The sequence below is a fragment of the Pseudarthrobacter enclensis genome, assembly GCF_001457025.1.
GTDB lineage: Bacteria > Actinomycetota > Actinomycetes > Actinomycetales > Micrococcaceae > Arthrobacter > Arthrobacter enclensis.
In genome coordinates this window covers 63070-78108 of sequence record NZ_KQ758599.1, presented here as the reverse complement: position 1 = coordinate 78108, position 15039 = coordinate 63070, and the positions used below count along the sequence as shown (strand labels likewise).

Here is a 15039-nt window from a genome sequence, read left to right as displayed (position 1 = left end):
GAGGCAGGCCAGTGGACAGCAATCCGCGCACCGGACGCCCCAGCGCCATCGCCGGCTATGAAGACTGGCCCGCCTATGTCCGCAGTAACCCCCGGCACGTCACCGGCGCCCCTGCATCCCAGGAGCTTTCGGACGCGCTGGGGGTTCCCGGCGCGTCCGGGCCGCCTGCGGTCACCGTCCACTGGGAAACAACGCACGACGGCGTCACCACCTCCCAGCTCAGCTGGCAGTTGGGCTTCGGCCCGCGGACCACGGGCTGGCTGGCGCGTCCGGCCGGAGCCACCGGCGCCCTGCCAGGCATACTCGCGCTGCACTGCCACGGCGGCAACAAGTTCGGCGGGGCAGACCGGCTGGTGGACCTACCGGACAACCACCCCTCTGCCGCCACCGCGCGCGCCGGCCTCTATGACGGGCGCGCCCTGGCCTCCGAATTGGCCAGGCAGGGCTTCGCCGTCTTGGCGCACGATACCTTCGCCTGGGGCAGCCGCCGGTTCGACCTTTCAACCCCGCCCTGGCGGACCGCCTCCGCGCTCGAGGCCCGCCGGGCACAATGGCGGCAGGACGGCGTCGTACCTTCAGCGGCCGAGGACTACAACGCGGCGGCCGGCTTCCACGAAGACACCGCGGCCAAGGCCGCCGGCCTGCTCGGAACCAGCCTGGCCGGCATGGTGGCGCACGATGACCTCGCAGCGCTGGAGGTCTTGGCGCACCTGCCGGGGGTGGACGCGGACAGCCTGGGCTGCATCGGTTTCTCCGGCGGTGGCGGCCGGTCCCTCACACTGGCCGCCCTCAGCCCCCGCATCCGCGCATCCGTGGTGACCTGCATGATGACCACGTTCGAGTCCCTGCTGCCCGCCTACCTGGACGCACACTCGTGGCTGCTGCAGACGCCCGGCCTGTGGAGGCTCGGCGACTGGCCTGAGCTCACGGCACGGTCCGCGGCGGCCCGTTTCCTGGTGCAGTACGCACTGGCTGACGAGCTCTTCCCCGAGGACGGAATGCGCCAGGCGCACCGGATCCTTGAAAGCTTGCACAGCCCCGGCCGCTACACCGGCAGCTTCTGGCCTGGCGGCCACGTATTCACGGCGGAGATGCAGGACGAAGCCATTGGCTTCCTCGCCGCGTCGCTTGCCCTGGCAGCCCCCGCTTCTGCCTCCTGACCGACGCTCCCGGCTACCCGATTTCCCGGCCACCTACCCTCAAGGACCAACACATGATCTCGCACCCCGCCACCGCGGAACCGGGCAACCTCCCCGAGGACCAGCACCAGGCGGCTACTGCCATCCCGCGCATCGCCCTGGTGGGCGTCCACGGCTTCGGCGAACGGCACCTTGCCAACCTGGCCCGCCTGGAGGAGGCCGGCGCCCTCGAACTGGTGGCCGTCGCCGACCCCAACCCGCCCGCCCCCGGCCGGCTCAAGGACACCGTGGCGGTCTTTCCGGACCTCACCAGCCTCCTCGCGGCGCGAAGCAACGCGGAACGTGCGGCCGACGTCGTCATCCTGGCGACGCCCATCCAGACGCACGCCCCGCTGGCCGGCGCGGCCCTGGCTGCCGGCATGGACGTCTACGTGGAGAAGCCGCCCACCGCCTCGCTGGCGCAGTTCAACGATGTCCTCGACGCCGCCGCATCGTCCGGCCGGCTGGTGCAGGTGGGCTTCCAGAGCCTGGGGTCGCACGCCCTGCCCGCCATCCGGGAACTGGTGGAGTCCGGCGCCATCGGCGACGTCCTGGGCCTGAGTGCAAAGGGACAGTGGCTGCGGACCAAGGGCTACTTCAAACGCTCACGCTGGGCCGGCAAACGCAGCATTGACGGCGTGGATGTGGTGGACGGCGTGGCCACGAACGCCCTGGCCCACGCCGTGGCCACCGGCCTCCACATGGCCGGCGCCCGCACGCTGGCCGACGTGGCGTCCGTGGAAACGGACCTGTACCGGGCCCACGACACCGAAAGCGATGACACCTCGGTCATCCGCGTCAGGACAGCCCACGGCACCACCCTGCTGTGCACCCTGACCCTGTGCGCACCGGAACAGCAGAACCCGTCGGTCACCGTCCACGGAACCGGGGGAACCATCACCTTCTTCTACACGGAGGACGAAGTGGTGGTCAGCACTCCGAACGGCGAGCGCCGCAGGAAGTACGGACGCACCGACCTGCTGGAAAACCTCCTGGACGCCCGCGCCACGGGCGCCGCCCTGCTGTCCGCGGTGGCGGACACCGGCGCTTTCACCGCCGTGCTGGAAGCCATCCGGACGGCTCCGGCGCCCCTCGCCATCGACCCGGCGCACGTCACCTGGGCCGGCGACGGCGACGACGCCCACCCCGTGGTGCGCGGCATCGCGGACCTGTTCGAGCGGGCCGCAAAGGCAGAGGCAACGTTCGCCGAACTCGGTGTCCCCTGGGCCCGGCAGCTGGCTCCGGTCCGCACCCTGTCCATCGGCGGGCGTCCGGTCGCCGATTACCAGGACGGCAGCCGCATCCGTGCCGTTTCCTCGCCGCGCCCGTTCCTGCATCCGGTCCGGACGCTTGCCGGGGCTGTGGTGACGGACCAGCAGCCGCTGGACCATGTGTGGCACCTCGGGGCCGGGGTGGCCCTGCAGGACGTGGACGGCGTCAACTTCTGGGGCGGCCGCACGTACACCCGGGAAGCAGGCGAATACATCTGGCGGGCGGACCACGGCCGCATCACCGCATCCGGGACACCGGAGGCGGAGCTCGATGCCCTCCCCGGGCGCCCCGGCCACCTGCGCGAGCACCTGGCCTGGAACGGGCCCGACGGCGGTCCGGTCCTGGTCGAGGAACGGCACTGGAGCTGGTCCGGACTTGGCAGCAGCGCCTGGAGGTTGTCCCTGGACTTCGCCCTCTCCCCCGCCGGGGACCGGCCCGTCAGCCTGGGCAGCCCTGGTTCCAACGGCCGGTTCGAAGGCGGCTACGGCGGATTCTTCTGGCGCCTGCCGGAGTGCGCCGGGGCTGCGGTGTGGTCCCCCGCCGGGACAGGGGAAGCAGGAGTGCACGGCACGGTGTCCCGGTGGCTCGCCTGGAGCGGGACTTTTGGAACGGAAACCGGCGGAACCGGTGAGGCGACGCTGGTGTTCGTTGCCCCGCCGGCGTCCACCGACCCCTGGTTCGTCCGGGCGGACGGCTACCCGGGCGTTGGCCAGTCACTCGCCTGGGACTCCCCCGTCATCGCAGAACCCGGCCGCCCCGTGCGGCGCAGCATTACCATCCTGGTGGCCGACGGCCTCCTGGACACTGCAGGCATCGAAGCATTGATCAACCAACAGGGGGACCCCTCATGACCCAGACAACAGCTGCACCGGTGCAGGCTGTCCGCACCGCTCCGGCATCCGCCGCCGACCGTGCAGTGAAGCGCCGCCGCGTGCTGGACATCCTGGACGCGGCGGGCAGGGACGCCCTGCTGCTCACCAGCAACACATCGCTGACCTGGTACCTGGACGGAAGCCGGGTCCACATCAGCCTGGCCGGCGACCCCATTGCCGCCATGCTGGTGGACCGCGACGGCGACCACCTGGTGACGTTCAACAACGAAGCCGGGCGGATCGCTGCAGAGGAACTCCCCGAGGGCGTGGCGCTGCATTCCGTGCCCTGGTACGGGAATCTGCACCACGCCGCGGCCGCCGTCGGCAGCAATCCCGGCGGGTCCCTGCTGGCGGAGACTGAGGCAGCGAACGGGCTCCGTGCCGCACGCCAGCAGCTCCTCCCTGCCGAGAGTGCCCGCTACGCCGCGCTCAGTGCAGAGGCCGCGGCCATCATGACCGACGTCCTGTCCGCAGCGCGGCCGGAAACAACCGAATTCGAACTGGTGTCCGCCCTGGCCGCCCGGGTGGTGGCCGCAGGTGCGGAGCCCCTGGTCCTGCTGTGCAACGGCAGCGGCCGCAGCGGCTTCCGCCACCCGCTGGCCACGCATGCGCCGCTGGGACGGCGGGCCATGGCCGTCATCTGCGCCCGCCGCGACGGCATGGTTGCCAACATCACCCGCTGGGTGAGATTCGACGCCGGCACCCACCAAGAGCGCGACGCCGAGGCCCGGATCGCAGCGGTGGAGGCAGATATCTTCGACGCCACCGTCCCCGGTGCCAGGCTGGACCGGATCTTCACGGAGATCCAGGCAGCCTATACGCGCCACGGGTTCGGCGCCGACCAGTGGGAGCAGCACCACCAGGGCGGCCCGGCAGGCTATGCCGGCCGCGATCCCCGCGTCACGTCCCAGGCCACCGATGTGGTGGTGCAGGACCAGGCCTTCACATGGAACCCGTCAGGTCCCGGCGTCAAGATCGAGGACACCGTGCAGCTCACGGAGCATGGCCTGCAGGTCCTCACCGTTGATCCCCGCTGGCCGGTGACCACGGTTAATGGGCTGGACCGGCCCGCGACGCTCCAGCTGTAAGGAAGCACGAAAAATCCCCCGGGGCCGAAAGGCTCCGGGGGATTTTCTATCTGCGGCTACGGAAGCTGCAGTTCTCCGTCCACGCGGCGCGGGATGCCCAGCGGATTGCTGTCGTGCAGGGCCGGGTGCAGTGCTGTTTCCGGGGCGTCCTGGTAGGCCACCGGACGCTGGAACCGGCGGACCGCCGTCGCGCCCACCGAGGTGAACAGGGACGTGGTGGCCGGGTACGGGCCGCCGTGCTGCTGGGCCCAGTTCACGGCCACCCCGGTGGGCCAGCCGGCGAACAGGACGCGCCCGGCGAGCCCGGAGAGCTGCTCCACCAGCTGCGCGGTGTCCTCGCCCGGCTCAGCGTGCAGGGTGGCCGTCAGGCTGCCTGGCACCTTGGCCAGCACGGCGGAAAGCTCATCCTGGTCCGTGTATTCGATGAGCATCGTGGTGGGACCGAAGCACTCCTCCAGGAGCTGTTCCGGGCGTTCCAGCACCTTGGCGGCGGTGGTGGAAAACACCACGGGTGCCGCGCCGTTGGCCGCGGCGTCCTGGTCCACGGTGCCGCCCACCACGTCCACGCCTTCCACGGCGGCGAAGCTGCGCAGCCCCTCCGGGTAAGCGTCGGCAATGCGGCTGGTCAGCATTCCGTGGGCGGGCTTGTCCTTGCTGGCCTCCACTACCTGTGCAGCGAAAGATGTGCCGGCAGGGACGAAGACGAGTCCGGGCTTGGTGCAGAACTGGCCTGCGCCCAGGGTAAAGGAACCGGCCAGGCCCGCCGCCAGTTCAGCGCCGCGTTCAGCAAGTGCCGCGGCGGTGATGACCACCGGGTTGAGGCTGCCCAGCTCGCCGTAGAAGGGAATGGGGTCCGGGCGGGAGGTGGCGAGGTCGAACAGTGCCCGGCCGCCGGGGATGGAACCGGTGAAGCCCACGGCCTTGATGGCCGGGTCCTGCACCAGGGCAGTGCCCGCTTCCCGTCCGCTGACCAATGCGAAGAGCCCGTCCGGGGCGCCGGCAGCGCGCAACGCGTCAGCAACAATCTCCGCGGTCCGTTCGGACAGCCGCACGTGCCCGGAGTGCGCCTTGACGATGACGGAGCAACCCACGGCCAGGGCCGAGGCGGTGTCCCCGCCGGCAACGGAGAAGGCGAACGGGAAGTTCGACGCCGAGAAGACCGCCACCGGGCCGATGGGCTTCAGGATCCGGCGCAGGTCCGGCTTGGGCGGCGTGGAACCTGGGTCGGCGTGGTCAATGATCGCCTCAAGGTAGGAGCCTTCGGTGATCACGCGGGCAAAGAGCCGCAGCTGGCCGGTGGTCCTGGCCACCTCACCGGTGAGCCGGACGGATCCCAGGCTGGTTTCCGCATCGGCGATTTCCACCAGTTCGGCTGCGTTGGCATCCAGCGCGTCCGCCACCGCCGTGAGCCACGCGGCGCGCTCGGCATCGGTGGCGGCTGCGGAGAGGCGTGCCGCCTCCGTGGCCGCCGAGGTGAGTTCGGACAGGGAAAGCGTTGCAGTTGTCACGTCAGGTACCTGTTCATCGTTGGAAGAGAGATGGTCAAAGCCCGTCCCGGAACCGGAAGCCAAGTCCCGGCTGGTCCGCCAGGGCCACCCGGCTGTCCGTGAACCGCACCGGCGACGGCCCGTCCAGGATGCCCAGCTGCTCGAAGGACGCCTCTTCGACGTCCTCCACCAGCGTGGGCTCGGCCAGGGTCAGCGCCAGCTGTCCGGACAGCTCCGGAAGCAGGTGCGGCATCACTTTGATGCTGTGGGTCCGGGCCAGCTCAACGATCCGCCGGAACGGGGTGATCCCGCCAACCCGGATGATGTTGGGCTGGATGATGTCCACCGCCTCCGCCTCTATGAAATCGCGGAACCGGTAGATGGTGTGCAGGTTTTCGCCAAGGGCGATGGGCACCGGTGAGTGCTTCCGCAACCTCCGGTATGCCCAGAGGTCGTCCGCGCGGAGGGGCTCCTCCAGCCAGTCCAGGCCGTATTCGGAGAGTACCTCCAGTGCCCGGAAGGTGGTGGGCAGGTCCCACCGCTGGTTCGCGTCAATCATGAGCCGGCGGTCCGGGCCAAGGACGGAACGGACGGCGGCCACGCGTTCGGCGTCTTCGCGGAGGTCCGGCTTGCCCACCTTGATCTTCACCGCCTGGTGCCCGGCCGAAACCCACCGGCGGGCCTGTTCCACGAGTTCGTCCAGTGTGTAGTGCAGGTTGACCCCGGACCCGTAGACCTCGGCAGATTCCTGCCGCTGCCCGATGAGCCCGGTGACTGACGTTCCGGCGCGGCGCGCCTGCAGGTCCCACAGGGCGAGGTCGACGCCGGCCATCGCGATGGTGGTCAGCCCGCCTCCCCCGGCCTCGTGCAGGCGCTTCCACAGCACGTCCCACACCGCTTCCGGCGCCGCGGGCAGCCCGGCAATGAACGGGGCGATGTCGTGGTCCAGCAGTGCCTTGACTGCCTGTGGCCCGATGGTGGGCGTCCAGGAAAAACCGTGCCCCGCGCCGCCGTCGTCCGTCTGGAGCCGGGTGACGATCACGTGGTTTTCCGGTGCCTCCGCTCCCCAGTGCCGGCGCAGCGGGACAGTGATCAGGCGGGTGGTTAGACCGGTGATGCGGGGGGCGGTGCGGACGGACTCCGGCGCGGGGGCAGTCATCAGCGGCCGGCCAGCTCGTAGCCCTTGGCGAGGATGGCCTTGAGCTCAACCAGCTGTTCGTCGGTGGGATCCACCAGCGGGGCCCGGACGGAACCGACGGGCAGGCCGCCCAGGCGTAGGCCGGCCTTGATCAGGGATACGCCGAAACCCGGGGTCTGGTCACGGAGCCGCACCAGGGGTGCGTAGAAGCCTTCCAGCAGGGCGTTCCGGCGGTCCTCGTCACCGGAGACGTAGGCGTCGTAGTAGGCCTTGGCGATCTCCGGCGCCATGGCGAACGCTGCGGAGGAGTACAGCGGGATGCCCAGGCCCCGGTAGGCGCCCTGCGTCAGTTCGGCGGTCAGCAGGCCGTTGAAGAACGCGAAGTCGTCGCGGCCGGTGGCCTTCACGGCGGACACGATCTCCTGGGCGAGGCCGACGTCGCCCAGTCCATCCTTGAAGCCCACCACCTTGGGGTTGGCGGCCAGCCGGGCCATGGACGCTGCGGTGAATTTGGCGTTTCCTCGGTGGTAGACGATCACCGGCAGGCTGCTGGCGGCCGCCACGGCCTCGATGTAGGCGACCAGCCCGTCGGTGGGTCCGGTGACCAGGTACGGGGGCAGCACCAGGAGGGCGTCGGCGCCGGCTTCCTCGGCAGCCTTGGCGGCGGCCAGGGCGTGCCCCAGGGGACCGCCGGCTCCGGCCACCACGGGCACCTTCCCGTCCACCACTTCGACGGCGGCGCGCACCACGGTGCGCACCTCCTCGATGCTCAGGGCGTGGAATTCGCCCGTGCCGCAGGCGGGAAACACGCCGCCCGGGCCGAACGGCAGCCGGGAGGCGATGTGTTCCTTGAGCAGTTCCACGTCCACGGCGCCTTCGGCCGTGAACGGGGTGACGGGGAAGAAGAGTACGCCGTCGAATTTCATGATGTCTCCTTGGCTCCGCTGCCGGCGGTCACCAGCGTGGAGGTCTCGTCGTTGAGGGTGGATTTGAGTTCGGTGCGCCAGCTGCGCCGGGGCTGCCAGCCCAGCAGTTCCTGTGCCTTGTGGATGGAAAACGCGGGGCTGGTGCCGGTGAGCGCTGCGCTGATGGCGTCGCTGCCCGGCAGGAAGCGGGGCATCAGCTCTGACAGCGGCGCGGTGGCCAGGGCGTCTGCGGCGCCGACGAAGAACGTCTCGCCATTGGGGATGGAGTCCATCTTGTCCAGCAGCAGGTCCAGGAATTCCGCCACGTCGCGGGCATCCACGTAGTTGAACAGCGCGGGCGCGGAAAGGGCGGGGTCGGCGAGCCGCTCTGCCAGCGTATGGCCCTGCTGCGTGGGGGCGCCTTCCCACTCCTCCGGCGAGATGACGAAGCACGGCCGGAAGGCGGCGTAGCGGAGCTTCTCCCCCTGCGCGGCGGCGAACATCTGCACGGTCTGTTCCGCGATCAGCTTGGACAGCGCGTACGCGTTCCACGGCCTGGGCGGGGTCAGCTCGTTCAGCGGGAACGACGGCGGCAGCCAGCCTGCGGGTGAACCGTAGCCCAGGACGGTGGGGCTGCTGGCGGTGACGATCTTCGGCACTGCCAGTTCGGTGGCTGCGCTGATGACGGCAAAGGCGAGCCTGGTGTTCGTGGCGAAGATGACGTCCTCTGGCGCGCTGAACGGTACCGCGATCGCCGCCAGGTGGATGACGGCGTCGGGCCTGGCGTTCCGGATGAGGCGCAGGGCCTCGCCGGGCGCCAGCAGGTCAGCGGTTTCCTGCTCGACGCCGGCCGGCAGCAGTTCTGCAGGCAGGGCGTCACGGTCTACGGAGATGACCTGGTGGCCGGCTTCGGCGAGCCCTGCCACCACACTGCGTCCCAGCCGGCCGGAGCCGCCGGTGACAAAGATCCTGCTCATGGTTGTTCCTTAGGGTCTCGTGGCGGCGGTCAGTTGCCGCGGCGAAGGTCGACGCCGAGGTCAAGGTCCTCGACGCGCACGGGCAGGGAGCTTTCCAGGGAGCGGTTGCCCGCGATGCCCACGGAGACGGAGCGGAGGCCGTCCAGGTAGCCTGACGGGCGGCCCAGCGGGTCTTCGCCGGGGCCGTTGAAGAGATCCGACAGCAGCAGGGCGTCGCCGCCGCCGTGGCCGCCTTCACCGTTGACGATCGGCACCTCGTAGGCGGGCTCCCAATGGCGCTGGACCACCAGCCGTTCACCGTTGCGGCGGACGGCGTCCTCTTCCTCCACCGGGGTGGCGGAAGGGTCCACCACCGTCTTCTTGTCGGTGCTGTGGACGACGGCGGCCCGTTCCACCACTTCCAGTTCGGCGCGGCCTTCGGTGCCGTTGACGGCCACCCGGTAGCCCTCCCACGGGCTGTGGGCGTTCAGCGAGTAGCTGAGCCGCGGGCCGCCCTGGTACTCCACCACGAGGGCAAGGTTGTCCTCGATGGTGATGCCGCCGGTGAAGACGTCCTGGTCGCGGCGGTAACCGTCGTAGTGTTCGTTGTCGAGGAACAGTGCCTTGAGCCGTTCGTCCTCGCGCAGGTCCAGGGCGAAGGGGTCGCGGCCGGCGGCGGGGGAATCGTCCGCGGGGGTGCCGCGTTCCGGCCGGGCGCCCAGCCCGCGTTCGGCGGCGTTCTTGTCGCCGTAGAACTTCAGTCCGCCCGAGGCGAAGACCCGCTCGGGAACGTCGTCGATCCACCAGTTGACCAGGTCGAAGTGGTGCGAGGCCTTGTGGATCAGCAGCCCGCCGGAGTTCTTCTTTTCCCGGTGCCAGCGGCGGAAGTAGTCGGCGCCGTGGACGGTGTCCAGGACCCAGCTGAAGTCGATGGAGGTGACCTTGCCGATCACGCCGCTCTGGATGATTTCCTTGAGGGCGCTGTTGCGGGGCGAGTAGCGGTAGTTGAAGGTGACCACCACGTTGCGGCCTGTCTCCTCCACCGCCCGGGTGATGCGCCGGCAGCCCTCGGCGTCGATGGTGAGGGGCTTTTCGACGACGACGTCGGCGCCGGCGCGCAGGCCCTCCACGATGTAGTCGGCATGGGTGTAGTCCGGCGTGGTGACCACCAGCCGGTCGATGTTGTTGGCCTGGACAAACGCGGTCAGGTCCTTGGGGTCGAACGAGGCGATGGGGCCAGGGGCGCCCAGTTCCTGGATGAGGTTCTGGTAGAACTCCACCCGGCCCGGGTTGACGTCCGAGAACGCCACGAGTTCGGCGGTGTCGGCGTGCTTGCCGAAGATGGCGCGGATGTACATCTCGGAGCGGCCGCCCGTGCCGATGAGGGCGAAGCGGGCCTTCCCGCCGTGACTCACCGTGGGTGCAGCGGCGGCGGACTCGGCTGTGTTGACCATGGGGGTCCCTTTCGAAGACATGGGCCCGGTCCTGCGGGCGGTCCGGGGATAGCGGCTCCGGCGTTGTGCTGCACCGGCGAGAAAGCGTTTTCTCGATTAGCTATATGATTTGTATCAACTGCGGCAGCATGCCGTCAACCATTCTGCCAACTGGAAGAAAGCGTTTTCTACCTCACAACGGTGAGGGATGGCCGGAAAACCGGGAAAAAGCGTGGGAAAACACGGGAAAACAATAGAAATCGTTTTCCCAGAGCGTTATATGCTGGCACTCAATGCACCGCCACCCAGGCGGCCGGATGCTGCTGCAGCGTTGGCAAAACCGGCCGGGGCCCATGGTCCGTGGCGCTAGGAAAGGTTCCCTATGGTCAGGAAATCGGCAACCGGCCGTATCGGCATCGCAGATGTCGCAGTGAAGGCCGGCGTCTCCCATGCCACCGTTTCCCGCGTGATGAACGGCAACTACACGGTGGACCCGGACATCGCAGCCCGCGTCCGGGCGGCAGCGGCCGAGCTGAAGTACCAGCCCAACCCCGTAGGCCGCAGCCTTGCCCTGGGCAAGACGGACACCATCGGCATCGTGGTCCCGGACCTGGCCAACCCCACATTCCAGGCCATCCTGCGCGGGCTGAGCCGGGCGGCGGCCCAGGACGGGTACCGGGTCCTGATCGCCGATTCCTTCGAAGTGTCCAGCGAGGAGGCAATCCTGGCCGGGGAGGCCCGCCGCCGGTGCGACGGATTGGTCCTGTGCGCGCCGCGCATGACCGACGCCGAACTGGAAGAGATCGCCCCGTCCCTGCACCCGCTGGTGCTGATCAACCGCATCACGGCCGCCGCGGGCATACCCAGCCTGGTGGTGGACTACGGGCAGGGCGTGCAGGACATCGCAGAGCACCTCGTGGAGCTTGGCCACACCCGGCTCGCTTTCCTGGCTGGTCCGCCGCGCAGCGCATCCAACGGTCTGCGCCTGCAGGGTCTGGAATCATTCAAGGCCGCGCACCCCCACGTGGAGGTCACCATGTTGGAAGGCGGATCGGACTTCGATACCGGGCATGAGGCCGTGGACGCTGTACTGGAGTGCGGCGCCACCGGCATACTTGCCTTCAACGACCTCGTGGCCATGGGGCTGATGAGCGGCCTGCATGAACGCGGCATCGATGTCCCCGGCGACATCTCCGTCACCGGCTTCGATGACATCCCCTTCGCCAAGTACACGACGCCGGCCCTCACCACGGCGGCGGTCCCCATCACCGAACTTGGAGAGCAGGCCTGGCAGCAGCTGCGGGCGCTGATCCGGAAGGAAGCGAGCGACGCCCCGGGCAGCCGGTACCAGCCACGCCTCGAAGTCCGCTCCAGCAGCGGCCCGGCCAGGGCGGCACGCACCGCCGTTCACGGCTGACCCGCCCGGGATGCCGGAGGAGACCATGACGCACACCGTCCAGCCCAACAACCCGGAGGCAACGCCCGCGGCGGACGCCACGGACATCCCCGCAGCCCAGGCACCCGCGCCCGCGCCGCCGTCGGCCTCTGCCCTGCCGCCGGTCCGTGCCCTGCCGCCAGCACTCAGGCGCCGCGTGCCGAAGTATTCGGACCTCGCCCCGCTCCTGCAGTTCAAGAAGCCGGACTTCAGCAGGGAAGCACGGCTGGCGCGGGCCAGCACCATCTGGGACCTCCGGGACATGGCAAAACGCCGGACGCCGAAGGCACCGTTCGACTACACGGACGGAGCAGCGGAAGGGGAAATCACCCTCCGCCGCGCCCGCCAGGCCTTCCTGGACATCGAATTCCGGCCCGGCATCCTGCGGAACGTCTCCAGCATCGACCTGGGCACGGACATCCTGGGCAGGCCCTCCCGGCTGCCCGTGGGCATCGCCCCCACAGGCTTCACCCGGATGATGCAGTCCGAAGGCGAGTACGCGGGCTCCCAGGCAGCCGAGGCCGCCGGCATCCCCTACACGCTGTCCACCATGGGCACCGCGTCCATCGAGGACGTTGCGGCCGCGGCGCCGAACGGGCGGAACTGGTTCCAGCTGTACCTGTGGACAGACCGCGACCGGTCGCTGGAGCTCATCGAGCGCGCCGCCCGGGCAGGCAACGACACCCTCATGGTCACGGTGGACACGTCCGTGGCCGGCGCCCGCCTCCGCGATGTGCGCAACGGCATGACCATACCGCCGGCGCTGACCCTGAAGACCGTGGTGGACGCCTCCTACCGGCCCGCGTGGTGGTTCAATTTCCTCACCCACGAGCCGCTGACGTTCGCGTCGCTGTCGCGGTACACCGGCACCGTGGCGGACCTGATCAACTCCATGTTCGATCCCACCCTGTCGTTTGAGGACCTGGACTGGCTGCGCGAAACCTGGAAGGGCAACCTGGTGGTCAAGGGCATCCAGACTGTGGAGGACGCCCGGCGGGTGGCGGACCACGGCGCGGACGGCGTGGTCCTGTCCAACCACGGCGGGCGCCAGCTGGACCGGGCGCCCATTCCTTTCCACCTGCTCCCGGACGTGAAGCAGGCGTTCGCGGCGGACAACGCGGACACCGCCATCATGCTCGACACGGGGATCATGAGCGGCGCGGACATCGTGGCGGCGCTGGCTTTGGGGGCGGACTTCACCCTGATCGGCAGGGCCTACCTGTACGGGCTGATGGCCGGCGGCCGGGCCGGCGTGGACCGGGCGCTGCAGATCCTGGAAAAGGACATGGCCCGGACCATGGCGCTGCTGGGCGTCAGCCGGGTTTCCGAGCTCACGCCGGAGCACGTCCGGCTGCTGGGAAAGTAGGTCCTACTTCTTCCGCCCGAATTTGGGCAGGTTGGGCAGGTTGGCCAACAGGTCCGCGGCGCGGGTGGCGGCCCGTCCCACAGTCCGGCCGATCTGCTGGGGAACACTGTCATCGCTCAGCGGCGCCGAGGTGCCACCGGGGATGACGACGGCGGGGCTCAGCTCCGCACCGTCCCGCACCAGGACGTCGGCCGGGACGGACGGCAGTGGTTCCTGCGCTTCCGTTTCAGCGGCAGCGGGCACGGTTTCCCTGGCGGCGGGGGCTGCAGGGGCGTCGTGCTTGTCCGGGGCTGCGGCGGTGGCCGGTCCGGCAACCGCCGCCGGAACAACGTCGAACATCCCCAGCCAGTTGGCCACACCCTCGAGGGGCTTGCGGTTCAGCGCGTAGTAGCGCTTCTGGCCCTGGGCGCGCATGCTGACCAGTTGGGCCTCCCGCAGGACTTTCAGGTGCTTGGAAATGGTGGGCTGGCTCGCGGCCAATTCCTCCACCAGTTCGCCCACGGCCTTGTCCCCGGCGCACAGGGAAACCAGGATGTCGCGCCGGGTCGATTCCGCAATGACGGCAAATACGTCGTCTGTCACCATGCCTCCCACCCTAACGACATATACGCCGGAAGGCATCAACTATTTCGGGGCGGGAGCGGAATGGGACGGAGGCCACGTCAATCGAACCAGGGGTCCAGTCCATGCAGCGGAAAGACTTCCTTGCGGGTGGCCATGACGGTGCGGTCCACGGCGTCGTTGGGATCGAATCCCACCTCCCAGGACCGCCACCACAGCTCGACGTCGTCGCCCATGAAATCAGGCGCGTGCGTGCCGTACTTCTCCTCGACATATTCCCGCCAGTCCTGCGGGACGGCAGTGCGCAGGGGGACGGGACGTCCGGCTGCAATGGCCACCAGGTGGCTCCAGGACCGGGGAACGACGTCCAGGACGTTGTAGCCCCCTCCCCCGGTGGCGATCCACCTGCCGCCGCAGAACCGGCCTGCGAGGTTCGCGACGGCGGACGCGGCCTCCCGCTGGCCGTCCACGCTGAGCTTGAGGTGCGTCAGGGGGTCCGTCCGGTGCGAGTCGCAGCCGTGCTGGCTCACAATGACCTCCGGTTCGAAGGCAGCCACCAACTGGGGAACCACCGCGTAGAAGGCGCGCAGCCAGCCCGCGTCTCCGGTACCGGCCGGCAGGGCGACGTTCACGGCCGTCCCCTCGGCGCCCGGGCCGCCGATCTCGTTGGCAAAGCCGGTGCCGGGGAAGAGGGTCATGCCCGTCTCGTGCAGGGAGAGAGTCAGGACGCGGGGGTCGTCCCAGAAGATGCTCTCCGTTCCGTCGCCGTGATGGGCGTCGACGTCGATGTAGGCAACCTTCCCTACCCCGCCGTCCAGCAGCCTCTGGACCGCCAGCGCGGCATCATTGTAAATACAGAAGCCGCTTGCACGGCTGCGCGCCGCGTGGTGCATGCCCCCGCCGAAGTTGACGGCGTGCAGCGCCGAGCCGTCGAGGATCCTGGTGGCCGCCAGCAGTGATCCACCGGCCAGCCGGGCCGCAGCTTCATGCATGCCGGCGAAGGCGGGGTCGTCCTCGGTACCCAGTCCCCGGGCTTCGTCGGGCGTGGAGGGATCAGCGCTGACCCTGCGCACCGCCGCCACGTAGTCCGGCGCGTGCACGGCCGCGAGTTCGCTGTCTGTGGCGACCTCCGGTGCTTCCACGGAGACGTGGTCCAGCGTGAACAGCCCCAGGCTCCGGGCGAGGCGTGCGGTGAGTTCCATCCGTTCAGGCGCCATGGGGTGCCCGTGGCCGAAGTTGTAGGCTGTCATGTCAGCGCTCCACGCCACCACCGTTGGCGGCGCGGGCTGGCTCAGGCCGGGCAGGTATGTCATCAATCACAGGCTACCCGAGCACGGGCCCGTCCCTG

At 69.5% G+C, this 15039-nt stretch carries 12 protein-coding genes; 5 read left to right on the top strand and 7 right to left on the bottom strand.

What is annotated here, in order from left to right; translation table 11 throughout:
- Window positions 1-11: 11 nt before the first annotated feature.
- The 3 genes from AS031_RS00340 to AS031_RS00330 are packed head-to-tail and all read left to right on the top strand — an operon-like array spanning window position 12 to window position 4410.
- The gene (locus AS031_RS00340) at window positions 12-1160 is read left to right on the top strand and encodes a dienelactone hydrolase family protein (protein WP_058266174.1); all 1149 of its coding nucleotides are present in this window, start codon (window positions 12-14) and stop codon (window positions 1158-1160) included.
- A gap of 53 nt (window positions 1161-1213) precedes the next feature.
- The gene (locus AS031_RS00335) at window positions 1214-3301 is read left to right on the top strand and encodes a DUF6807 family protein (protein ID WP_082641910.1); all 2088 of its coding nucleotides are present in this window, start codon (window positions 1214-1216) and stop codon (window positions 3299-3301) included.
- On the top strand, window positions 3298-4410 hold the full coding sequence (locus AS031_RS00330; RefSeq protein ID WP_058266173.1) for a M24 family metallopeptidase: 1113 nt from the start codon (window positions 3298-3300) through the stop codon (window positions 4408-4410). Before AS031_RS00335 ends, AS031_RS00330 begins: the two co-directional genes overlap by 4 nt.
- A 56-nt stretch (window positions 4411-4466) precedes the next feature.
- Here the strand turns inward: AS031_RS00330 and AS031_RS00325 are convergent, their stop codons facing one another.
- The 5 genes from AS031_RS00325 to AS031_RS00305 are packed head-to-tail and all read right to left on the bottom strand — an operon-like array spanning window position 4467 to window position 10350.
- Window positions 4467-5918, bottom strand: a complete 1452-nt coding sequence (locus tag AS031_RS00325; RefSeq protein WP_058266172.1) for an aldehyde dehydrogenase (NADP(+)) — start codon at window positions 5916-5918, stop codon at window positions 4467-4469.
- 34 nt (window positions 5919-5952) lie between these two features.
- Complete coding sequence (locus AS031_RS00320; protein ID WP_058266171.1) at window positions 5953-7056, bottom strand: mandelate racemase/muconate lactonizing enzyme family protein; 1104 nt, start codon at window positions 7054-7056, stop codon at window positions 5953-5955.
- The gene (locus tag AS031_RS00315; RefSeq protein ID WP_058266170.1) at window positions 7056-7961 is read right to left on the bottom strand and encodes a 5-dehydro-4-deoxyglucarate dehydratase; all 906 of its coding nucleotides are present in this window, start codon (window positions 7959-7961) and stop codon (window positions 7056-7058) included. Before AS031_RS00315 ends, AS031_RS00320 begins: the two co-directional genes overlap by 1 nt.
- Window positions 7958-8917 (bottom strand): NAD-dependent epimerase/dehydratase family protein, encoded by a 960-nt coding sequence (locus tag AS031_RS00310; RefSeq protein WP_058266169.1) that lies wholly within the window; start codon window positions 8915-8917, stop codon window positions 7958-7960. The genes AS031_RS00315 and AS031_RS00310 overlap by 4 nt, the downstream gene beginning before the upstream one ends.
- A 29-nt stretch (window positions 8918-8946) precedes the next feature.
- Complete coding sequence (locus AS031_RS00305) at window positions 8947-10350, bottom strand: Gfo/Idh/MocA family protein (protein ID WP_058266168.1); 1404 nt, start codon at window positions 10348-10350, stop codon at window positions 8947-8949.
- Between the two features lie 361 nt (window positions 10351-10711).
- Between AS031_RS00305 and AS031_RS00300 the strand changes: the two genes are divergently transcribed.
- On the top strand, window positions 10712-11746 hold the full coding sequence (locus tag AS031_RS00300; protein WP_058266167.1) for a LacI family DNA-binding transcriptional regulator: 1035 nt from the start codon (window positions 10712-10714) through the stop codon (window positions 11744-11746).
- A 25-nt stretch (window positions 11747-11771) separates the two neighbouring features.
- Window positions 11772-13130, top strand: coding sequence for an alpha-hydroxy acid oxidase (locus AS031_RS00295; protein WP_058266166.1), 1359 nt, complete (start codon window positions 11772-11774; stop codon window positions 13128-13130).
- A 3-nt stretch (window positions 13131-13133) separates the two neighbouring features.
- On the opposite strand, the gene AS031_RS00290 is transcribed toward AS031_RS00295, so the two are convergent.
- The gene (locus tag AS031_RS00290; RefSeq protein ID WP_058266165.1) at window positions 13134-13715 is read right to left on the bottom strand and encodes an ArsR/SmtB family transcription factor; all 582 of its coding nucleotides are present in this window, start codon (window positions 13713-13715) and stop codon (window positions 13134-13136) included.
- 77 nt (window positions 13716-13792) lie between these two features.
- Window positions 13793-15004: an acetoin utilization protein AcuC gene (locus tag AS031_RS00285; RefSeq protein ID WP_058266164.1), complete on the bottom strand. Its 1212-nt coding sequence runs from the start codon at window positions 15002-15004 to the stop codon at window positions 13793-13795.
- Window positions 15005-15039 lie beyond the last annotated feature (35 nt).

Excerpts from the sequence above, each read along its gene's own strand:
- AS031_RS00335 (WP_082641910.1), top strand. The coding sequence starts at position 1,214 with ATGATCTCGCACCCCGCCACCGCGGAACCGGGCAACCTCCCCGAGGAC.
- AS031_RS00330 (WP_058266173.1), top strand. The coding sequence starts at position 3,298 with ATGACCCAGACAACAGCTGCACCGGTGCAGGCTGTCCGCACCGCTCCG.
- AS031_RS00320 (WP_058266171.1), bottom strand. The coding sequence starts at position 7,056 with ATGACTGCCCCCGCGCCGGAGTCCGTCCGCACCGCCCCCCGCATCACC.
- AS031_RS00315 (WP_058266170.1), bottom strand. The coding sequence starts at position 7,961 with ATGAAATTCGACGGCGTACTCTTCTTCCCCGTCACCCCGTTCACGGCC.
- AS031_RS00310 (WP_058266169.1), bottom strand. The coding sequence starts at position 8,917 with ATGAGCAGGATCTTTGTCACCGGCGGCTCCGGCCGGCTGGGACGCAGT.
- AS031_RS00305 (WP_058266168.1), bottom strand. The coding sequence starts at position 10,350 with ATGGTCAACACAGCCGAGTCCGCCGCCGCTGCACCCACGGTGAGTCAC.
- AS031_RS00300 (WP_058266167.1), top strand. The coding sequence starts at position 10,712 with ATGGTCAGGAAATCGGCAACCGGCCGTATCGGCATCGCAGATGTCGCA.
- AS031_RS00295 (WP_058266166.1), top strand. The coding sequence starts at position 11,772 with ATGACGCACACCGTCCAGCCCAACAACCCGGAGGCAACGCCCGCGGCG.
- AS031_RS00290 (WP_058266165.1), bottom strand. The coding sequence starts at position 13,715 with ATGGTGACAGACGACGTATTTGCCGTCATTGCGGAATCGACCCGGCGC.
- AS031_RS00285 (WP_058266164.1), bottom strand. The coding sequence starts at position 15,004 with ATGACATACCTGCCCGGCCTGAGCCAGCCCGCGCCGCCAACGGTGGTG.